Source organism: Actinopolymorpha cephalotaxi (genome assembly GCF_013408535.1).
GTDB classification, from domain to species: domain Bacteria; phylum Actinomycetota; class Actinomycetes; order Propionibacteriales; family Actinopolymorphaceae; genus Actinopolymorpha; species Actinopolymorpha cephalotaxi.
On the sequence record NZ_JACBZA010000001.1, the window covers coordinates 3447581 to 3467812 of the forward strand.

Consider the following 20232-nt stretch of genomic DNA (forward strand, 5'->3'; position numbering starts at 1 on the left):
CGGGCCCCCGGCGACTCGCTGCCGCTGCGAGCGGCGGCGCTGGTCGTCGCGCTCGTGTGCGCACTGCCGCTGGTCGTCGTCGTGCTCAAGGCGTTCGAGTCCGGCGCGGGCGACGCGTTCGCGCTCATCTGGCGGCCCAGGATCGGCGAACTCCTCGTCAACACCGTGTCGCTGCTCGTGCTGACGTGCGTGATCTCGACCGTGCTCGGCGTCGGCGCCGCGTGGCTCGTCGAGCGGACGGCACTGCCGGGTACGGCGTTCTGGCGGATCGCACTCGTCGCGCCGCTCGCCGTGCCCTCCTTCGTCAACAGCTTCGCCTGGTCCGCGCTCGTGCCGGGGTTCGAGGGCCTCGCCGGGGCCGTCATCGTGACCTCCCTGTCGTACTTCCCGTTCGTGTTCCTGCCGGTCGCCGCGCTGCTGCGTACCCTCGACCAGGGTCTGGAGGACGCCGCGCGGGCGCTCGGGCACGGACCGTGGCGCACCTTCGCACGGGTCGGGCTGGCACAGATCCGTCCGGCGCTGCTGGGCGGCGTGCTGCTGGTGGCGCTGCACCTGCTGGCGGAGTACGGCGCCCTGGAGATGCTCCGGTTCCCAACCTTCACGACCGCGATCCTCGACCAGTTCCAGGTGGCCTTCGACAGCCGCTCGGGGAGCGTCCTCGCCGTCGTCCTGATGGGCATCGCGGGCACGGTCCTCACGCTGGAGCTGCTCGCCCGGGGCCGGGTACGCCACACGCGCGTGGGCTCGGGGGCGGTCCGGCGGGTGACCCGCGAACACCTCGGCCGCGCCACACCGCTCGCCCTGTTCGGGCTGGTCGCTCTCACCGCACTCGCCCTGGGAGTCCCGGCGTGGAGTCTCGGCAAGTGGCTCTCCCGGGCCGACCAGGCGTCCGAGCCGGCCAACCTCGGCCCGACGCTGTGGTCGACGCTGAGCCTCGGCCTGATCGCCGCGGTCGTCACCACGGTGGCGACGGTCCCGGCGGCGTGGCTGATCGCCCGGAGCCGGTCGTGGTTCGCGGTGGCCGTCGAGCGCGTCACCTACGTCGCGGCGTCGCTTCCCGGTGTCGTCGTGGCGTTGGCGCTGATCACGCTGACGATCGGTTTCGTACGCCCGCTGTACCAGACCACCACGGTCCTCGTCGTGGCGTACGCCATCCTCTTCCTCCCCCGCGCCATGGTCGCCACCCGCGCCGCCATCGCGGCGGTGCCGCCCGAACTCGGCGACGCCGCCCGCACACTCGGCGACAACCCCGTACGGGCGTTCCTGCGGGTCCAACTGCCGCTCATGCTGCGTGGCACGATGGCAGGGTTCGCGCTGGTGTTCATCGCCGTCACCACCGAGCTGACGGCCACGCTCCTGCTCGCACCCACCGGCACGCACACGCTCGCCACGGCGTTCTGGCACGCGAGCGCCTCGCTCGACTACGCCGCCGCCGCGCCGTACGCCGCGGCGCTCGTCGTGCTCTCCGCGCCGCTCACCTACCTGCTGCTCCACGGTCGGAACGAGGAATCGCGCACGTGAGGACTCTCCAGCTCTCCGGAATCACCGCTTCCCACTCGAGTACGCCGGTGCTGCACGGCATCGACCTCGAGGTGGCCGCCGGCACCACGACGGCGGTACTCGGCCCGTCAGGATGCGGCAAGACGACCCTGCTGCGAGTCGTCGCAGGCTTCATGCGTCCCGACTCCGGCGAGGTCCGGGTCGGTGACCACGTCGTGGCCGGCCCCGGTGTGTGGGTGGCTCCGGAGAAACGCGGACTCGGCTACGTCGCGCAGGAGGGCAACCTCTTCCCGCACCTCGACGTCGCCGCCAACATCTCCTACGGCCTGCCGCGCCGGGAACGCCGTACCAGGGCCGGTGTGGGTGATCTGCTCGAGCTGGTCGGCCTGTCGGGCGACCTCGCACGGCGGCGTCCCGACCAGCTCTCCGGCGGCCAACAGCAGCGCGTCGCACTGGCCCGGGCCCTCGCGCGCCGGCCGTCGATCGTCCTGCTCGACGAGCCGTTCTCGGCCCTCGACCCCGAGCTGCGCATGGCAACCCGTGAGGCCGTCGCCGCCGCGCTCGCGCACGAGCGGGCCACCGTCGTACTCGTGACGCACGACCGGGCGGAGGCGCTGTCGTTCGCCGACCAGGTGGCGATCATGCATGACGGCCGGCTGACGCAGGTCGGCCCGCCCGCGGACGTCTACCGGGCACCCCTGGACCGCCGTTCGGCGGTGTCGCTCGGCGAGGCCTGCTTCCTACCGGGCGTACTGGACAACGGTGTCGTCACCTGTGCCCTCGGCGCACTGCCGGTGCCCGACGCGGCCGGCTCGGGTCCCTGCGAGGTCCTTCTCCGGCCGGAGCAACTACGCCTGGGCGAACCCGACGCGTCCGGGCGCGTCGCCGAGGTGACTCGTACGGTGTTCTACGGCCACGACGCCCTCGTCGTGCTGCGCCTCGACGATCCACTCGAGGACTCCGCCGGCCCCGTCGAGGTGTCCGCTCGGGTTCTGGGCGACGAGGCGCCGCCGGTCGGGTCGCGGGTCTCGGTGCGGGTCGTCGGCGCACCGCATGTCGTCACCCTCGAGGACGCCCGCCTTCCCTGATCGTCAGAGGTCGGCGACGTCGACCGTCTGTCCCGTCGCCGCGCTACGGCTGACCGCATCAGTGAACTCCATGTAGCGAACGCCGTCCTCGAACGTCGTACGCCTGACTTCCTCGCGTCCCCGGACGGCATTGACGAACTCCTCCTCCACCCGCCATCCGACCCGGCGTTCGGCCGGCACGGCGACCTCGCTCAACTCCTGGTCACCTCGCCGTCCGGCGGTGAGACGTCCGGAATCCGGTTCGAAGCGCAGGGTGCCCTCGGATCCGAAGATCCACAGCTCCGTCCGCGGAGCGAGTCCGGTCACGCTGCTGAACCGCAGGTGAGCAACCCCGCCGATGCCCAGCGTCGCGAGAATGTCCACGTGGTCGGGCACCTTGACCTCGTGCCAGTTCCCGTCATCGTCCCTGCGCCGGGGAACGGCCGTCGTGGCCATGGCCGACACGCGCCTGGCCGTGCCAAGCCACCGCATCATCGCCTCGTACCAGATGCCCATGGTCAGGATGTTGTTGCCGCTGATCCCGGCGTCCTGACGCCAGTGCAGGGGTGCCGTTTTGTCGACGAAGGACTGGCCCACGTGGACCTCGACGGCCAGCACGTCACCGAGGTGGCCGTCGCCGACCATCGACGCCAGCGTCGAGTCGAACTCCAACGTGAACGGGGACGGCACCACCTGGGCGACGACATCAGGCGCCTCGCGTGCGGCGGCCAGCATCTCGCGACCCTCGTCGGCGTTCCTGGCCATCCGCGCCTCGCACAGCACGTGCTTGCCGGCCCGCAGTGCAGCCACCGTGACGTCACGGTGCAGGTTTGGCCAGGTGCCGATACAGACCGCGTCGATGTCGGGCGCCTCGACGAGGTGCCGCCAGTCGTCCTCCACGCGCTGGATGGCGTACTCCCCAGCGACCTTCTCTCCGGACTCGCGGGTCCGGTTCGCCACCGCGACGAGTTCGACTCCCGGCAGCGCCTGGAAACCCGGGATATGCCGATGGCGGGTGTTGGCGCCGGCGCCGACGAAGCCAACCCTGATTGGTGAATCAACCATGTCCGGACGTTAGCAGTGCGGAAAAGATCCCTCGACGAGCCTGTCCGCGTTTCGCATACTGCCAAGCAGACCGAGCGTTATCCGCGCCGGACCCGCACCCGGGAGGTGGCGATGAGCCTCAAGGACATCAGCGCGGTCAACCGACAGTTCGAGCAGGCCGTACGTGACGCGGACATGGACCTGCTGGCCTCGCTCTACACCTCCGACGCGATCGCGCTTCCGCCCGACGGTCCGGTGGTCAGGGGACGCTCCGGGATCAAGCAGATGTGGACGGCGATCACACAGCAGGCGGGGCTCACCGACGTCCGGCTCCACACGCTCGACTACGAACAGTCCAGCCGCACCGGTTGCGAGGTCGGCGAGGCCACACTGACGCTCAGCGGCGGGACGGCCGTGGTGAAGTACGTCGTCGCGTGGAAGAGAAGCAAAGGTGTGTGGCGGCTGCACCGCGACATCTGGAACACGAAGGGCGCGTAGCCCGGCCGACAGGTCCCGCGGCCTCACCGCGAGCCGGGGGCTCGGCGTTCGAGCATCGCTCGCATCTGTTCCGCCAGCGCGTCCAGGCCGGACATCGGCCGGATCATGACGAACAGTTCGTCGATCGCTCCGGCCTCGTCGAGGTGCAGGAAGTCGCATCCTTCGAGTTCCCGATCACCCGCACGTGCCTGGAAGACGAGGGCGACCTCCTGAGAGCCCGCACCGATCTCCCGCGTGTAGCGGAAGTCCTGCAGAACCTCCGCCACGGCGTACAGCAGAGGTGCGACCGCGTCCCGGCCGCGGTACGGCGCGAAGACGACGGGACTGCGAAACTCCACGTCCTGGGCGAGCAGGGCAACAGCGCTCTCGACGTCGTGTGCCTGCATGGCCTTCCCGAACGGATGCATGGTGCTCCTCACCGGCCGCTGTCGTGCAGTTCTCCGTCGACGGCCCAGGTGTCCGGCTGCGGTTCCTCGATCATGACCCATACCCCGTCCGGTCGCTGCCCAGGTCGGCTAGAGGCTCCCCTCCAAGGACGTACGGGAGAGGCACGGTGTGACACCAGCCTGTCGGTGGGGTGCGGCACGATGTGGCGATGGTGAACATCGGAGCGATCGTTCTGAAAGTGTCGGACCGTCACCGGGCCTCGGGATTCTGGTCCCAGGCGCTCGGGTACCAGCCGCAGGCCAGTAATCCGGACTTCCTCGCCGACCCTGCCGGCAAGGGCGTCCGGCTGCACCTGGACGAGACGGACCGCACGCATCTCGACCTGTGGGCGGAGCCCGGGCAGCAGCGGGCGGAAGTCGACCGGCTGCTGGCGTTGGGCGCGACCAAACCCGACTGGGTCTATCCCGAGAATGCCGACTTCGTCGTGCTCGCCGACCCGGACGGCAACCTCTTCTGCGTCATCGGCGACTGAGCCTGGCGAGCTGACACAGGTCTCAGCTGGACTGTTGGTACTCGGTGAGGATCTCGTCGAGCGTATGGCGCACGTCAGCCGGCTCCGAATCGCCGGAGCGCACGGCTCCGGCGTAACCGGCGAGGGCCTTCCACAGTGCCCAGCCACGCCCGCGCGCCCAGGTTTCGGGACTGACCGACAGCGTGTCGCGAAACGCCTTCCTGCTCGGCCCGGAAAGCATCGTCCACGCGATCGCCAGGTCGCACGCCGGGTCCCCGACGCCGCAGCCGCGTGTCTGTTGCGACAACCCGACCGCTACATCGAGCAGTTCGGACAGGCCAACTACGACATCATGCTCGGCGACTGCCTCTGGCACATCTACCGGATGCTCGGCAAACTTGCCGGCTACGCGGTCACCTTCACCAGGCCGGATCCCGCGCCAGGTCCTCAAGGAGCTGCTCGATCTTCGTCACGCTGAAGGGGTTCTCGATCAGGTCCCGCACCTCACCCTCGACGTAGGCTCTCTGCTCGTCGCCGACGGAGGTTCGCGCCGTACAGAACTGGTTGTAGGTCCAGTTGAGGTGCGCCGTGATCGTGAGCCAGAACGACGACAGGTCGAGTGTCGGCACGCTGCCGGCACGATCGCGGTATCCGGCAACGAGAGCACGCGCCGCGCCCGGACTGGCGGGACCATAGATCGCCCAGTGGGTGAGGACGTAGGCAAGCTCCCACTCCGGACTGTGCGGACCCGCGAAATCCCAGTGGATCAGCACGAGTTCGTCGCGTGCATCCATCCGTACCCCGTCGATGTTGAGGTCGGCGATGCTGATCACCAGAGGTTCGGCGGCCTGCCGGAACGGCACCGCCTCCAGTGCACGCAACGCGCCTTCCCGAAGGTGGATCAGGTCGTCCGCCCAGGGCTTGCCCGCCGCCGACGTCCCTGCGATGAGCTCATCCCACTGAGCATCCGTGTGCCGGTACGTCAGGTGCCCCGGTTCGCCCGGCCTGAAGACGTGCCCGGTGGGCATCGCCACCTCGTGCACCGTCGCGAGAGATCGACCGACCTGCCGCGCGACAGACGAGCGGACCGGTTGCAGGACTTCGGGGCCGAGCTCCATCCACTCGTCGACCCGCCACTTCTTCCCGTGTACGCGCTTCACGAACTCACCGTCGGCGGCGCGGACAGGTTTGGGCGCGAGCACACCGGCGGCCCGGGCTCGTTCCCGCAGTTCGGTGGCCCGAGCGACGTGATCGTTTCCCATCCATTCGACGACAGGCCCCGCCTGCCACACGCCCCGGTCCGTCTCCAGCCGCCACCGTCGCCCCATGAACGCGTAGGAGATCGGTGTCAACGGCGCTTTGACATCACCCAGGTCGAACGCCGCGGCAAGATCACGGGCGAGCGCTGGGTCCGCGGCCGGCGGCATGGAACGGCGGCGTTCGACCTCGGCCTTGAGGTCCGGCCAGGTGCGAAAGCCGTACTGGTCGGCGACGGCTCGTTGCGCGTCGGAGAGCACGGCCTTCGGGTCGGTCTCGCGCATGGCGCCGAGGAGACCCTTCGCTTCTTGGCGAAGGAAGTCGAGATTGGGATTGTCCGGCAGGTATCTCACATCTACTCGCTCTCCTACCCGGACTCGCACGGGCGGCTCAGAGCGGCAGTGTGATCCCACGCTGATCCATGGACAAGGAGGGTGGCTTCCAGCCTTCCGGCGAGTCTCGACGCGTCCCTCGACACGTTGCGGGTATGCAACCATGCCGCTCCCCCGACGTCAACACCACCCGGCGACGACGGACGTGAAGTCTCTACCGCCGCGACGTTGGCTGTGGCAGCATCGGTGCACCTTAGCTGGGAGGTACGACATGGCTGACCCGCTGGAAGCGACCGCGCCGTGGGAGCGACCTGGGTGGATGGGCCCGGAGGAGTTCTATGCCTGCGAAGGCGTCGACGACTGGCGGTTCGTCGGTGACGGAATCCAGACGTTCTTTCCTACGGACTCCTTCGCGATCGGCGCCCGGCTGATCCAGGCGATGGCCGACCTGCCCGCCATCGACGCCGACCATCTGCCCGATGTCGACCTCCGGCCAGACGGTGTGACCGTACGCCTGACCACGATCACCTCGGGGAGATTCTTCGCCGGCATCGGAGCGCGGCACGTGGAGATCGCTCGACAGATCTCCGTGGCTGCGCGGGAGTTGGGCATACCGGCCGACCCGGCGCGCACGCAGCACCTCCAGGTTTCGGTCGACGCGCTCTCGATCCCCGACGTGATGCCGTTCTGGCGGGAAGCGCTCGGCTATGAGTTCCGTCGCGACACCGACGAGGACGTCGTGGATCCCCGAGGTCGCGGACCGTCGTTCTGGTTCCAGCAGATGAAGGAGCCGCGACGCGAGCGGAACCGGATCCACGTCGACATCAAAGTGCCTCCCGAACAGGCTGAGGCCCGGATCGCCGCCGTGCTCGCCGCCGGTGGCCGCCGCGCGGACCCGGACCACCCGTGGATCTTCGCTGACCCCGAAGGCAACGAAGTCTGCCTCGGCTGAAGGTACATCCCCGGGTAGGCGAGCAGGTTGTCGCGCGCGTTCTGCTCCGGCGTGATGTTCTCCCCTATCAGGATGCGCGCCCTGTAGGACAGCGCGATCCGGTCGGCGAGCCACTCCGGAACCTCCAGAGCAAGATGTGGCTGAGCGTACGCCGCGGTGAGAAGCTGCTTCGCGAACGCCGCACCGCCGTGCCGATCCGCCCGGGCCTCGAAGTGCGTCCAGTACCGTCCAAAGGACCCGGCCCGCTCGCCCCAGCGTTCGGTGGCGACCTCGGCCAGAGCTGTCGCGGCCCGGCGGATGGCGATCCAGGCGCCGACCCGGTCGTCGTCAGCCAGGCGTTTGGCGTCAACGACTCGTTCATCCGTCGCAGCGTAAGTCAGACACGAGCTGTCCGTACCCGCCGTTCGCTCCCCCGAATTTCGGTCGCCTCCGAACATGGGCCGCTGCTACGGTCCGGCGGGTGGAGTCCATCTGGGTTGGTGAACGCGTGCGGGTGCGAGGCATCGAGCCCGAGGAGTCCGAGCTTTTGATGGAGTTCGACCAGGACTCCACGTTCATGCGGAACAACGACCGGCTGCACCCGCCGCGTTCGAAGGCCGGCTACCGCCACTACCTGGAGTCCGGCGTCGGCACTCCCAACGACGACGAGTTCGGTGCCGGCATCGAGTCGCTTGCCGACCGACGGCTCGTCGGCTGGTTCGGTACGAACGGGATCGACAAGAACTCCGGGGTCTTCTCCTACGGCATCGCGATCGGGACCGACTTCCAGCGGCGCGGCTACGCCAGCGAAACCATCGTCCTGCTGCTGCGCTACATGTTCGGCGAGCGCCGCTTTCAGAAATGCGACGTCGAGGTCTACGCGTACAACACGGCCTCGCTGAACCTGCACCAGAAGCTCGGGTTCGTCGAGGAAGGCAGACGCCGGAGGTCGCAGTACTTCGCCGGGGAATATCACGACGTCGTGCTGATGGGCATGACGATCGAGGAGTACGCCGCGGCGTATTCCCTCGGCACCGTCGAGTCGTCCTGAACGACCCGCACCCACACGCCCTGGCTCATCCGGCATTATTCGCTCATGGTTCAGGAGAACTCAGGTACAGGCACTGCTGACGCAGGCGGCGGCGACTCGAGCCGTCCGTGGCAGACACTCTCGTCGGGCTTCGAGCAGGCGCGCGCCCGTGAGGACTCGCTGGACCGGCTCGTCGAGTGGCCGGCGCAGCGCTCTCTCCTCGGCGACGTCACCGGACTCGCCGTCCTGGACGCGGGTTGCGGCAACGGGGCGAAGATCGCTCAGTTGGCTGAAGACGGAGCCGCCGCATCGGTCGGCGTCGACATCAGCGGGAACTTCATCGCGCCGCCGCCGGGCGTCGAGCTCGTCGAGGGTGATCTCTCCGACCTGGCGGCGGTGCCGGGCCTCGCCGGCCGGCTGTTCGACCGGATCCTGTTCCTGCAGTCCTTCGGGTACGCCGCGGACCCGGTCCGGGCGTTGCGGACCGCGCGCGGGATGTTGGCCGAGGACGGCTTCATCCTGCTCACCCGTACCCAGCCGATCCGGTACGCGATCGAACGAGCGGAGCAGAACGGCACCTCCCTGGGAGAGGAGTACTTCGCCACCGAATCGTTCACCTACCGGCACCGCAACTGGGATGAGGGGGTCACCCTCACCAAGCGGCCGTACACGATGTCGGACCTGCTGAACACCTTCAGCGCGGCTGGGCTGTGGATCGAAGCCGCGGTCGAGCCGCGGATGCCTGCCGAAGCCGCCGAGCGCTATCCCCACAAGCAGGCGCTGCTGAACAAGTATCTCGGCATCCTGATGTTCAAACTGCGACCCCTGCGAGGGCCGCAACCGAGTCGTTGAGCGCCACCTACGGGCTGTTGATGCGGCGGCCTGCGTAGTGAGCCCACGGTGCGGCGGCCTTGCGTTACCGTCGTGGCGTTGGCCGCCTGTCACGACTCTTGGTCGGCGAAGGAGGGGCAGTGCTCTCACCCGCCCAACGGCAACAGTTCGACCGGCTCGGCATCATCCGGCTCCGCCAGGCAATCCCGGTGCCCGAGGTCACGACGATGTGTGAGCAGGTATGGGACTTCCTGGCCCGCAAGTACGCCATCAGCCGCGACGATCCGGCCACCTGGACGCTCGAGAAGGCGTGGCACCTCCAGCCGCTCAGGCCATCCGGGACGTTCGACCCAATGGGTTCGACCGCCGTGTGCAACGCACTGGACGACCTTCTCGGGGCGGAAAACTGGCAACGCCCGCGGAGGTGGGGGCGACCGCTGGTGACGTTCCCACAGTCCGGCGACTCGTGGGACGTGCCATACACGAGCTGGCACACCGACGGCCTCGGCAGCACTGACGACATCCAGGCAGTAACGATCTTCACGTTCCTGGCACCGGTGCGTCCCGGCGGTGGCGGCACCGTCGTGGTTGCGGGGTCACATCGGCTCGTCCGCCAGACCGTCGCCGCGGTCGGTCCGGACGCACGGCTGCGGTCCTCAGAGCTCAAGGCACGTCTGGCGTCCCAGGACGAGTGGCTACGGGACCTTTGGACGCAAGGCACTGTTGACGATCGACGTCGGCGATACCTTCACGACGGCGCGGTCGTCGACGGGGTACCGCTGCACGTGGCAGAGCTGACCGGTGAACCGGGAGACGTGATCCTCATGAACTCCCGCTCACTTCACGCCCCTGCCCCGAACGTCTCGGACACCCCACGCATGATGCTCGTGCACATCGCGGCGAACGACCGCGCCCCGCAAATATGACCGGCTCAACTCCCCTTGATCTCTGGTATCAGCGAGGCATCTGTCCCATGCCGTGATGTGACTTCATCAGCGAGACGTCGAACACGTGCACCGCGGTGGCGTTCTGCATGCTTCCGGTCGCGACCACGACCACCTGCGCACCGTCCTTGATCGAGCCGAGGCCGTTGCGGCCGGCGTTGACTGTGGCGTCGGCGCCGACGGTGTAGGTCCCCTTGAAACCGTCGCTGCTGCGCAACGAGATGTTGTCCGTGCTCACACTCTGCACCGCGCCCCGCTGGATCAGTACGGTCTGGCGGCCACCTCCTGGCTTGGCCAGCACGAACTCACCGTGCAGCATCCGTTCGAACATGCCGTGCATGGAGTGCATGCCGTGCATGTCGTCCGGCGCCCCACCCTGCCGCGACTGCGCGGTCTGCACGATCTGGGTCGTCTGTGTCCTGTCGGCCGCTACGGCCGGGCTGCCTGCCGCCGCGACGCCACCGGTGGTGAGCGCCACCACCGCCACGCCCGACGCGAGGATCCCGGCGAACGAGGATCGGTTGATCTTCATGGGCGTACTCCCTTCTGTGTAAGGAGCTTTCAACCCACTCTCCACCATGCCGTGTCGACCACTCCCCACGAGGTCCCCACATCTGCAGCGCCGGCAGCCCTGGCGCCCGTGGGCGCAGCAAGTGCGAGTCGACACCGGGCGGTGGCCGGAAGCGGATTCCGAACGACGGGGAGATGATAATCGGGTAGCGGCAGCAAAGCTTCCAGAGGTAACGTCGGCGTCACCTTCGGGCAGACACCCGAAGTCACTCGCCAGATTCAGTACGCCGGATCTGGTGACGTGACTCGCTGTCTTCCCGAGGGTCACGTCGCCGCTCCGGCCCGGCCAGGAGACGAGAGCGATGTTGACTGACGAGCAGACGGCACGGTTCGAGTCGGACGGACTGCTGCCACTCCCCCAGGCGGTGCCCGCCACCACGGCCCTGGCGATGCGCGACCGCCTGTGGGCCTTTCTGTCGATCATGCACGGGCGCCGGCACGACGACCCCACGACGTGGAGTGCCATCGAGGGCCGCGTCGGCTTCAAGACGCTGATGCGCGCCGGTGCCTTCGACGGCCTGAGCGAGCACCTGTCCGAGCCCGTGACCGACCTGCTGGGTACGGCGTGGAAACCGCCCGCGCACTGGGGCCACCCGCTGGTCACCTTCCCGAATCTGCAGGCACAGTGGGCGATCCCGGCCAGGAACTGGCACGTCGACTCCACGCAGTGGTCCACCGGACCGATCCCTGGAGTCGTCGCCTTCACCTTCCTAAACGAGGTTCGTCCCCGCGGCGGCGGAACGCTGGTCATGGCCGGCTCGCACCATCTCACCTGGGAGCTCTGCCGACAGGCAGGTGGGTTCATGAAGACGAGCACCATGAAGGCCGTACTTGCGGAGCGGCACAGCTGGTTCGCCGACCTTTGGCGGGAACCGGTCACCGGCGAGCAGCAGCTTCGCCGATACCTCGACGAGGGAGACGTCGTCGAAGGCACCCACCTTCGCGTCGTCGAGCTGTGCGGTCGCCCCGGCGACGTCGTACTGATGAACCAGGACATGCTGCACGTCGCCGCGCCGAACACGCTCGACACACCGCGGATGATGCTCTCCGACTTCATCACCCGGATTCCCGACGAGGAGCCCGGATAGAGGTATGAACGGGCTTGCAGGGTGTAGAGCTCGGCGTACACACCCTGCGAAGCCATCAGTTGCTGTGGTCACCGACCTCGACGAGCCGGCCGCGGTCGACGACGGCGATGAGATCGGCCGTACCAACGGTCGAGAAACGGTGTGAGACAAGGACGGTCACGGCACCGCAACCGTGTTGGAATTTTCCGAAGGTGGCCGCACCGAGCCGTGTACGCGCCCACCTGAGCGACCTAGCCTCCCTGAAAAGGAAGGCGGTTTCCATGCGCGCAGATCGCTCCGACGACGCCGTCGAACCGACCGCACCACCCGAGCAGGGGATCGCTCTCCCACTGAACCCGTCCCGGCGGCACCTGCTGCGTGCGGGCGGCGTCATGGCCACCGCCGCGTTCACGGCCGGCTGCGACATGTTGTCCACCAAGCCGCAGGCGAAGCGAGCCGGCGGCACCGGCGGCGAAGGTTCCTCCACCGCCAAGGAGGCGCCCGAGCTCAGCAAGCGGGTCAAGGCCGGAGACCTCCCACCCCTGAAGCAGCGACTGCCCACCGATCCGCTGGTGGTCCCACCGCACGAGCGGATCGGCACGTACGGCGGTCAGTGGGACCTGTTCGGTGACAGCCCCCCGGCAGGTGGCGGTGCGGAGGTCTACTACGAGTGGCTGGTCCGGTGGAGCGCGGACTGGAAGAAGGTGATCCCGAACGTCGTTCGTTCGTGGGAGATCCGCGGCGACGGCCGGGAGTACACCTTCCACCTGCGCCGGGGCATGAAGTGGTCGGACGGAGAGCCCTTCACCACCGAGGACATCGCCTTCGCCTACGAGGATGTGGTGCTCAACAACGAGCTGTTCTCCGCACCGCCGAACTTCTTCGTCACCGCCGACCGGCCGGCACACCTGGACGTCCTCGACGAGCACACGTTCCGGTTCGTCTTCACCAGGCCGAACGGACTGTTCCTGGAGCAGTTGGCGTCCAACGGCGCACACGTGCTGACGATCTGCGCCAAGCACTACTTCCGCCAGTTCCATCCCAAGTACAACAAGGACATCGGTGAGCTGCTGAAGAAGGAGAAGACCGAGCACTGGTACCAGCTCTTCGCCCAGAAGGGCGGCTCACAGGGGTGGATCGGCGACATCTGGCAGCCGCAGGTCCCGCTGCTGACGGCGTGGCACACCACCAGCGTCACCCAGCAGGGCAACCGGATGATCCTCGAACGCAACCCGTACTACTGGAAGACCGATCCGCAGGGACGCCAGCTTCCCTACCTGGACCGCATCGTCCGGACCGTGATCAGTGACCAGGAGGCCGCGCTGTTGCGGGCGATGGACGGGGAGTTCGAGCTCCTCAGTCCGACGTTCTACAACCCCAACCTCGGAACGCCGAAGAACAAGCCGGTGCTCGCGTCCAACCGGGAACGCGGTGAGTACGAGTTCGTCGAGGGTCTGGACTCGACGATGAACAAGACCGTCATCGCGTTCAACCTCAACCACCCGGACCGAAAGCTCCGGGAGGTGTTCCAGAACCGCGACTTCCGGATCGGCCTGTCCTACGCGATCAACCGCAAGGAGATCATCGCGGCGGTCTACCAGCGGCAGGGCGAACCCTGGCAGGCAGCACCCCGCAAGGAGTCGGAGTTCTACCTCGAGCAGCTCGCCACGCAGTACACCGCGTACGACCCGAAGCTGGCCGACCGGCACCTGGACAAGGCCGGTTACACCCGCCGTGACCCGGAGGGGTTCAGGCTGCGGCCGGACGGAAAGCGGCTGACGTTCAACATCGACGTGATCACCGAGGAGCCGACCCAGATCGACGCACTCCAACTCGTCCGCGGCTACTGGGAACGCGTCGGGGTGAAGCTGAACCTCTACTCGATCGACCGTTCGCTGTACTACACGCGCAAGGCGGCGAACAAACACGAGGCGAGCGTGTGGACCGGCGACGGCGGCCTGCGGGACGGCATCGTGGATCCGCGGTGGTATTTCCCGGCGAACAACGAGTCCAACTTCGCACTCCTGTGGTCGACCTGGTACACCAGCCGCGGACGGAGCGGTGAGAAGCCGCCCGAGGCCGCACGCCGCCAGATGAGCCTGTACGACCGGATCGGGGAGACCGTCGACGAGAACCGCAGACGTGAACTGTTCATGGAGATCCTGCGGATCGCCGCGGAGGAGTTCTGGGTGCTGGGCACCGTCCTCCCGGTCGGGACGTTCGGCATCAAGCGAAGGAACTTCCACAACGTGCCGAAGTCGATGATCGCGTCCTGGCGCTACCCGACCCCGGGCCCGACCGCGCCGGAGCAGTACTTCGTCACGTCCTGAGCCGCATCGCCACCTCCGGTGAACGCGGGCCTTCAGCGAGGTCGCATGACATTAGCCCCGTTTGCGTGTACAAACTAACCGAACCACGGGGGCCAGCACCCAAGCGCCGCACCCCACCCTTCTTGCTCTCGAGGAGCAGACGTGTCCGGAGTACCTCTCCGTCGGCCTCGTCGCCCACTTGTTCTGACCTGCGCAGCGATCGCTGCCGTCTCAGCAACGGTGGTCGCAATGAGTACCACCGCCACCCCGCAAGGCACAGGCGAGACCACGCATCGAACAGCGCTACCCCACGTAGCGAAGGAGTACCTGCACGAAATTCAGGGCGTCGACGAAGCCGACGGCGCCGGTGGCGAGACGAAGGAGATCACCAGCGCCCTCGCCCAGTTCAACGACGCACGCAACGCCCCGGGCTTCGCGCTCCAGGGCGGCTACACCGCGGCGGTCGACCACGTCCACGGCATGACGTCGACGGGTGGAGCGTGGGACGAGGTCAGCAACGTACCCTACAACTCCGACGACCAGCGCTACCGCGACTACTACGCCAACACGACTGCGGGCGGCGGCTTCGTGACCGGTCGGGTGCAGGCACTCGCGGCCGGGGGCGACTACCTGTTCGCAGCAGGTGCCAGCGGCGGTGTCTACCGCAGGAACGTCGCCCAGAACGGCCCGTGGACGTCCATCTCCGACGTCAGCGGCGGAGTGCCCGCGCTGTCGAGCGGCGCGCTCGCCTACGTCGCCTCCCGGGACGAGCTCTGGTACGCCACCGGCGACGGATCGACCGGCGCGACCACCTACGCCGGTGACGGCGTCTGGGTCGCCCAGCACGCGAGCACCACGCCGGTCTGGACCCACCTCGCCGACGGGGACGCCGCGCCCGGCCAGACCGGCACGCGGAAGAACCTCTTCGACGGCGCCGTCATCCAGCAGATCCGGTTCAACAAGGCCGGCACCTGGGCGTACGCCCCGTCCAGCTTCGGGCTGTGGCGCCACTCGACCACCGACCTGAACGCCACCTGGAAGCCGGTGTTCGTGCCCAACCCGAGTGCACTGCCCTCAGACACTCCCACCGGCACGCACAGCACCGACAACTACGTCACCGACGTCGCCATCGACCCCACGAACGACAGCCACCTGGTCGCCGCCTTCGGCTGGGTCGCCGGCGGCACCGACAACGGGTGGTACGACGGGCGCTACGACGCGGGCACGCAGTCGTGGACGTTCGCGAAGTCGAACGTGACCGGCTCGATCAACCCGAAGGACATCGGGCGGACCACCTTCGCCTGGGGTAAGAAGAAGCTGTACGCGCTCGTGCACAACCCCGACCACGCCAGCCAGGGCAACAGCTACTCCGAGCTCGGCGGCATCTACGTCTCGAACAGCGGCTCGGTGTCCGGACCCTGGTCGAAGATCGCCGACTCCCAAAAGCTGGCACAGGCCGGCTCCGCGCTGGACCCGACCGTCAAGCACGCCGGCGCGGTGAATCCGGGCTACCAGCCGGGCGTGCAGGCCTGGTACAACCAGTTCCTCGCCGTCGACCCGACCAATGACGACCACGTGTTCGCGGGGCTGGAGGAGGTCTACGAGACGAAGAACTCCGGAGCGAGCTGGACCACCCCCGGCCCGTACTGGAACTTCTTCTTCTCCTGCTGGGGCAGCGACGCGAACGCCGACCAGCTCGGCTGCCCGAGCACCACGCACTCCGACCAGCACGCGGTCGCGATCGCGAACGGCCGGCTCTACGTCGGCAACGACGGCGGTCTCTACACCCGCCCGGTCAGCGGCCGAGCCAACGGCGAGGGCCACGCGACGGACTGGCAGAGCCTCAGCGCTCCGCAGAGCGGCACGCCGGACTTCCTGCAGTACTACGCCGTCGGCATCGGCAAGGTCGACCCCGCCAAGGCGGCCGCCATCATGGGCACCAGGTCCTACGATCACAACGGTGTCGTGGTCAGCGGCGGCCTCCAGGACAACGGTGGCTCGATCCTGTTCACCGGCGCCTCCTCCGAGAAGACGATGGGCTCCAACTTCGGCGGCGACGGCGGCGACGTCCTCGTCGACCCGAACGACGGCTGCCGGATCGTCCAGGAGTACGTCGATCTGGCGATGCGGGTGACCAACGTGTGCGCCGCCGCGACCGGGACGGACTCGTTCACCGACCTCAGCAAGGCGCACACGCGCAGCATCGCGCCTCCGGAGACGACGGCCCGGTTCACCGCGCCGTTCGCCGCCGACCACGAGCACATCGACAACTGGCTGGCGGGCGGGCAGCGTGTCTGGCTGAACACCAAGGGTTTCAACATCGCCTCCGGCCAGGACTGGCAGAAGCTCGTCGACCTGGGCACGAACGCGGCCGGCACCGCTGCGCGCACCGCGACGGCGGTCGCCTCCGACCACGGTGACGCGATCGTGCCGTTCTGCGGCTCGTGCAGCCCCGGCGGCGCGTTCGAGAGTGGCTACGCGTTCGGCAGGGCCGACGCCGCGGCGCTCGGGGGCTCCGGCAACCACGGCTGGAAGATCCTGACCACCACCGACGCCAAGGTCGTCGACGCGGGCGGCAAGGTCGTCGGTACGCTGCCGAACCGGATGATCTCCGGCGCGGACGTCTACCGTGAAGCCGGGCAAGTTCACTACCTGCTGGCGTTCAACGGCTTCTCGCGGCGCTGGGTCGAGGGACCCGGCGCGGGCATCGGGCACCTGTTCGAGTCCACCGACGGCGTGACGTGGCACGACTGGTCCAACGGCAGCGACGCCTCGACCAGCCTTCCCGACGTACCCGCCAGCACCGTGAAGTTCGTCGGCGACGGCAGGGTCGCTCTCGGCACGGACCTCGGCGCCTTCCTCCGCGATGCGGACGGCAACTGGGCCAAGCTCGGAACCGGCCTGCCGGCGACCGTCGTGAACGACCTCGAGCCGGGGCCGGCAGGTGACGACCACCTGTACGCCGCCACCTACGGTCGGGGCATCTGGAAGCTCGCCACGACGACGGTGCACTACGCCGGCGGCGACGCCTCGCAGGATGACTGGTGGAACGCGCACAAGCCTGCGGGCGCCACCCCGTAGGGAACTCGGCCCGGCTGGGCACACAACCCAGCCGGGCCCAGCCGGGCCGCGCAACGGCGTCGGTCGGTGACCACTGTGACGGTCGCCGGCCGACGCCGTTTCCGTTTCGGCCCGAGGCGAGCGATCCTGAACACGGGGACATCCTGGCCAACCAGCCGGTCATGCACAGGTTTGCGCAGGAGGTGAGGATCGTGACGATCAGAGTGCGGCTTCGGCGGGTCTACGACCCACCCTCCCCCGAGGACGGCACGCGGGTTCTCGTCGACCGGGTCTGGCCGCGGGGCCTTACCAAGGAGGCGGCCGCACTGGATTCGTGGGAGAAGGAGATCGCACCGTCCACTCAGCTGCGTAAGTGGTACGGCCACCAACCGGGGAAGTTCGAGGAGTTCACGCGTCGCTACTCCGCTGAGTTGTCCGAGCCCGAGCGCGACGCTGTGCTCGACCGGCTCCGGAAACTCGCACGTAGAACCCCGGTGACACTCCTGACGGCGACGAAGGACGTCGAGCACAGCCAGGCCGCGGTACTCGCTCAGCGCCTCGGTGGGACGAAAGGCAGCCGTGGCCGGTGACCGCGGACCACAGGTCCGAGGGCACCGGCCACTGATGCGCTGCCGACCTAGTGCTTCTCAGGGTCGGACCAGAACACCGTCTCGGGGTCGTAGACCGCAGGGGTCGGGTGGATCCACGGAGCGGTGAAGCCGCCCTGGCCGAGATTCTCCTTACGAGGAACGTTCTTCAGCTCCTGGTGCGCGAGCATGACCGAGGGCGCGTTCGACACCGAGCCCTGGAAGAACGGCCCCTCCTTGACGTGGATCTTCGTCATCTCCCACACCAGGCGGTGCCGGCCCATCTCGTCGACCGTGGTCTTGCTCTGGTCGTACAGCTTCCAGAGTCGTTCGACCGGACCGCCCGCCTCCGGCTCCATCCGGGGTGGTGTCCGCTTGAACGGGTCGACGTTCTTCTGCTTGTGCTCGTCCGGGGTGCCACGCACGTTGTAGAACTGACCCTCCAGCGGGGCCCAGCGGCTCGGCTCCAGCGGCACCAGCCACTGCGGGTAGACCAGGCAGTTCGGGCCGTCGCCGACGCCCCAGCCCGAGTTGGACATCAGCTTGCCGGTGTTCCACTCGGTGCCGTACGCCTCCGGGGAGATCGGGAACTGGCGGGCGTCGATCCCGATCGCCTTCCAGTCCCGCACCAGCAGCTCGTTCAGCTTCTTGTAGTCGCTGCCGACGTTCGAGGCGTACTGCAGGCGAACGATCAGCTTGCTGCCGTCCGGCGCCTCCCGCTTGCCGTCGCCGTCCTTGTCCACCACGCCGAGTGCGTCGAGGATCGCCTTCGCCTTCTCCGGGTCGTGCTTGACGTAGCTGTCACGCCACTGCTTGTAGACCTGCTTGCCCTCGTCGTTGACGTGGTACTCGATGGCCTTGGTGCTCATCGTGCCGGTGGTCTTCTCACCGGTGTTGAAGTAGATGGTCTTCTGGGCGTCCTCGCGGTTGAACGCGAAGGAGAGTGCCTGGCGGAACTTCGGCTCGCGGATCAGCTTGCGGAGCTTCTCGTCGTAGTAGTCGTAGTTGAAGAAGAACGCCGCTCCCGTGCCGTCTCCCGCGTCCCACAGGATCGGTACGGTCTTGCTCGCGGACTGCGCCGCCTTCAGGCCCGACACGTCGCTCAGCGACACGCCCATGAACCCACCCAGCAGGTAGTCGATCTTGCCCTGCTGGATCTGCAGCTTGGCGACCTCCTGGTTCTGCACCGCGGAGGCCGTGAGCGTGTCGACGTAGGGAAGCTGGTTGCCCTGCCGGTCGACGCACCAGTAGTACGGGTTGCGCTCCCAGCCGGACTGCCGTCCTTCCTTGTACGACTTCAGCCGCCAGCCGGTCATGGTCGGGCTGTCCGGGTTGATCTGCCAGTTGCGCTTCTTCTCGAACTCACCGTCGGCGGTGGCCCAGTTCTTGCCGACCGACTTGTTGTACTTCGGGTGGAACTGCTTCATGTAGTGCTTGGGCTCCATCCAACCGGGTCCGATGCCACGGTTGACCCACATGGCAAGGCGGTCCGCGGTCAGCGGTGCGGGCGCGTCGAACTTCATCACGATCGTGTAGTCGTCGGGTGCGGTCATCTTCATGACCGTTCCCTTGCCCGACTTCGCCTCGTCCGGCGGCACCTCGGAGTGCTGTTCGTTGAGGACCATGTCCTCCCACCAGAACATCACGTCCGCGGTGGTCCACGGCTGGCCGTCGGACCACTTGAGGCCCTTGCGGAAGTGCAGCGTCCACTCGGATGCGTCGGCGTTGGACGACCAGCTCTCCACCAGGCCGGGGCCGATGTCGAGGCCGTCGTTGAGCCACCGCAGCGGGGAGTGGCCGTACATGTACTCCTTCAGCTGCCCGTCGTCGGTGGCAGGGATCATCATCCTCAGGTTGCCGCCGTACTTGCCGGGCTCCAGCCAGTTGTGCGGGACGACGTAGGGGTTGTCCGGGAGCCGCTTCTCCACGGGCGGCAACTTCCCCTGCTTCACCTGCGCGGCCAGCGAGGGAGCTTCCTTGAACGACGCCGGGGCCGCGAGCGGCTTGCGGGCCGAGCCCTTGCGGTTCGCGCTTCCGGCCTGGGCGGCGGTCTTCTTCCGTCCCTCCTGCCCACCGGAACCTGAGTTACAGCCGGCGAGGGTCAGGGCCGCTGCCGTGACCGCGGACCCGTACAGAAGCGCCCGTCGCGTCAACCCTCCCTGCTCGTTCTCGTCTGCGGAGTTGTTGGTCGCTGTTCGACGGACCATGCGTTTCACCACCGGATCCCAACGCTGCGGCTAGAAAACGGTGAAGGCGCCGTACTGGCCGACTTCACCGGGGTGACGAGAAGAATAGGGATGTCACCTT

The 20232-nt window shown here is 67.9% G+C and carries 18 protein-coding genes; 12 read left to right on the plus strand and 6 right to left on the minus strand.

Going from position 1 to position 20232, the window contains the following annotated elements:
• The first annotated feature begins 54 nt into the window (after nt 1–54).
• Both FHR37_RS15130 and FHR37_RS15135 read left to right on the plus strand, forming a co-directional pair.
• Entirely contained in the window at nt 55–1521 is a 1467-nt protein-coding gene (locus FHR37_RS15130; RefSeq protein WP_237769047.1) for an ABC transporter permease, read from the plus strand.
• The gene (locus tag FHR37_RS15135; protein ID WP_092887958.1) at nt 1518–2588 is read left to right on the plus strand and encodes an ABC transporter ATP-binding protein; all 1071 of its coding nucleotides are present in this window, start codon (nt 1518–1520) and stop codon (nt 2586–2588) included. Before FHR37_RS15130 ends, FHR37_RS15135 begins: the two co-directional genes overlap by 4 nt.
• Before the next feature lie 3 nt (nt 2589–2591).
• Here FHR37_RS15135 and FHR37_RS15140 read toward each other — a convergent pair whose 3' ends face one another.
• Nucleotides 2592–3632 carry a Gfo/Idh/MocA family protein gene (locus FHR37_RS15140; RefSeq protein ID WP_092887962.1) on the minus strand — a complete coding sequence of 347 codons (1041 nt, stop codon included), beginning with the start codon at nt 3630–3632 and terminating at the stop codon, nt 2592–2594.
• Between the two features lie 111 nt (nt 3633–3743).
• Between FHR37_RS15140 and FHR37_RS15145 the strand changes: the two genes are divergently transcribed.
• Nucleotides 3744–4109 (plus strand): YybH family protein, encoded by a 366-nt coding sequence (locus FHR37_RS15145; RefSeq protein WP_139239141.1) that lies wholly within the window; start codon nt 3744–3746, stop codon nt 4107–4109.
• 23 nt (nt 4110–4132) lie between these two features.
• On the opposite strand, the gene FHR37_RS15150 is transcribed toward FHR37_RS15145, so the two are convergent.
• Nucleotides 4133–4516, minus strand: coding sequence for a nuclear transport factor 2 family protein (locus tag FHR37_RS15150; protein WP_092887968.1), 384 nt, complete (start codon nt 4514–4516; stop codon nt 4133–4135).
• Between the two features lie 188 nt (nt 4517–4704).
• Between FHR37_RS15150 and FHR37_RS15155 the strand changes: the two genes are divergently transcribed.
• Nucleotides 4705–5028, plus strand: coding sequence for a VOC family protein (locus FHR37_RS15155; RefSeq protein ID WP_092887971.1), 324 nt, complete (start codon nt 4705–4707; stop codon nt 5026–5028).
• A 22-nt stretch (nt 5029–5050) separates the two neighbouring features.
• On the opposite strand, the gene FHR37_RS15160 is transcribed toward FHR37_RS15155, so the two are convergent.
• Both FHR37_RS15160 and FHR37_RS15165 read right to left on the minus strand, forming a co-directional pair.
• Nucleotides 5051–5383: a hypothetical protein gene (locus FHR37_RS15160; RefSeq protein WP_237769048.1), complete on the minus strand. Its 333-nt coding sequence runs from the start codon at nt 5381–5383 to the stop codon at nt 5051–5053.
• 43 nt (nt 5384–5426) lie between these two features.
• A complete protein-coding gene (locus FHR37_RS15165; protein ID WP_175542766.1) occupies nt 5427–6617 on the minus strand; it encodes an aminoglycoside phosphotransferase/kinase family protein in 1191 nt (396 codons plus the stop codon).
• Nucleotides 6618–6867: 250 nt separating this feature from the next.
• On the opposite strand from FHR37_RS15165, the gene FHR37_RS15170 reads away from it, so the two are divergent.
• The 4 genes from FHR37_RS15170 (at nt 6868) to FHR37_RS15185 (ending at nt 10314) form a co-directional block, all read left to right on the plus strand.
• The gene (locus tag FHR37_RS15170) at nt 6868–7548 is read left to right on the plus strand and encodes a VOC family protein (protein ID WP_202818335.1); all 681 of its coding nucleotides are present in this window, start codon (nt 6868–6870) and stop codon (nt 7546–7548) included.
• A gap of 460 nt (nt 7549–8008) precedes the next feature.
• A complete protein-coding gene (locus tag FHR37_RS15175; protein ID WP_092887977.1) occupies nt 8009–8578 on the plus strand; it encodes a GNAT family N-acetyltransferase in 570 nt (189 codons plus the stop codon).
• Nucleotides 8579–8623: 45 nt separating this feature from the next.
• Complete coding sequence (locus FHR37_RS15180) at nt 8624–9409, plus strand: class I SAM-dependent methyltransferase (RefSeq protein WP_092887980.1); 786 nt, start codon at nt 8624–8626, stop codon at nt 9407–9409.
• Between the two features lie 119 nt (nt 9410–9528).
• Entirely contained in the window at nt 9529–10314 is a 786-nt protein-coding gene (locus FHR37_RS15185; protein ID WP_092887983.1) for a phytanoyl-CoA dioxygenase family protein, read from the plus strand.
• Nucleotides 10315–10342: 28 nt separating this feature from the next.
• Here the strand turns inward: FHR37_RS15185 and FHR37_RS15190 are convergent, their stop codons facing one another.
• Nucleotides 10343–10864, minus strand: a complete 522-nt coding sequence (locus tag FHR37_RS15190; protein ID WP_175542767.1) for a hypothetical protein — start codon at nt 10862–10864, stop codon at nt 10343–10345.
• 340 nt (nt 10865–11204) lie between these two features.
• Between FHR37_RS15190 and FHR37_RS15195 the strand changes: the two genes are divergently transcribed.
• The 4 genes from FHR37_RS15195 to FHR37_RS15210 all read left to right on the plus strand — a co-directional run bounded on the left by FHR37_RS15195 (nt 11205) and on the right by FHR37_RS15210 (nt 17928).
• A complete protein-coding gene (locus FHR37_RS15195) occupies nt 11205–11990 on the plus strand; it encodes a phytanoyl-CoA dioxygenase family protein (protein WP_092887989.1) in 786 nt (261 codons plus the stop codon).
• A gap of 260 nt (nt 11991–12250) precedes the next feature.
• Entirely contained in the window at nt 12251–14299 is a 2049-nt protein-coding gene (locus FHR37_RS15200; RefSeq protein ID WP_092887992.1) for an ABC transporter substrate-binding protein, read from the plus strand.
• 228 nt (nt 14300–14527) lie between these two features.
• A complete protein-coding gene (locus tag FHR37_RS15205; RefSeq protein WP_092887995.1) occupies nt 14528–17359 on the plus strand; it encodes a hypothetical protein in 2832 nt (943 codons plus the stop codon).
• 191 nt (nt 17360–17550) lie between these two features.
• Nucleotides 17551–17928, plus strand: a complete 378-nt coding sequence (locus tag FHR37_RS15210; RefSeq protein ID WP_237769049.1) for a DUF488 domain-containing protein — start codon at nt 17551–17553, stop codon at nt 17926–17928.
• 47 nt (nt 17929–17975) lie between these two features.
• Here the strand turns inward: FHR37_RS15210 and FHR37_RS15215 are convergent, their stop codons facing one another.
• Entirely contained in the window at nt 17976–20132 is a 2157-nt protein-coding gene (locus FHR37_RS15215; RefSeq protein ID WP_092888001.1) for an ABC transporter substrate-binding protein, read from the minus strand.
• Nucleotides 20133–20232 lie beyond the last annotated feature (100 nt).

What these genes read in the sequence shown, in the direction of transcription:
- FHR37_RS15140 (WP_092887962.1), bottom strand. Translation starts at nt 3,632, where the DNA reads ATGGTTGATTCACCAATCAGGGTTGGCTTCGTCGGCGCCGGCGCCAAC.
- FHR37_RS15145 (WP_139239141.1), top strand. Translation starts at nt 3,744, where the DNA reads ATGAGCCTCAAGGACATCAGCGCGGTCAACCGACAGTTCGAGCAGGCC.
- FHR37_RS15150 (WP_092887968.1), bottom strand. Translation starts at nt 4,516, where the DNA reads ATGCATCCGTTCGGGAAGGCCATGCAGGCACACGACGTCGAGAGCGCT.
- FHR37_RS15155 (WP_092887971.1), top strand. Translation starts at nt 4,705, where the DNA reads ATGGTGAACATCGGAGCGATCGTTCTGAAAGTGTCGGACCGTCACCGG.
- FHR37_RS15170 (WP_202818335.1), top strand. Translation starts at nt 6,868, where the DNA reads ATGGCTGACCCGCTGGAAGCGACCGCGCCGTGGGAGCGACCTGGGTGG.
- FHR37_RS15180 (WP_092887980.1), top strand. Translation starts at nt 8,624, where the DNA reads ATGGTTCAGGAGAACTCAGGTACAGGCACTGCTGACGCAGGCGGCGGC.
- FHR37_RS15190 (WP_175542767.1), bottom strand. Translation starts at nt 10,864, where the DNA reads ATGAAGATCAACCGATCCTCGTTCGCCGGGATCCTCGCGTCGGGCGTG.
- FHR37_RS15195 (WP_092887989.1), top strand. Translation starts at nt 11,205, where the DNA reads ATGTTGACTGACGAGCAGACGGCACGGTTCGAGTCGGACGGACTGCTG.
- FHR37_RS15200 (WP_092887992.1), top strand. Translation starts at nt 12,251, where the DNA reads ATGCGCGCAGATCGCTCCGACGACGCCGTCGAACCGACCGCACCACCC.
- FHR37_RS15205 (WP_092887995.1), top strand. Translation starts at nt 14,528, where the DNA reads ATGAGTACCACCGCCACCCCGCAAGGCACAGGCGAGACCACGCATCGA.
- FHR37_RS15215 (WP_092888001.1), bottom strand. Translation starts at nt 20,132, where the DNA reads ATGGTCCGTCGAACAGCGACCAACAACTCCGCAGACGAGAACGAGCAG.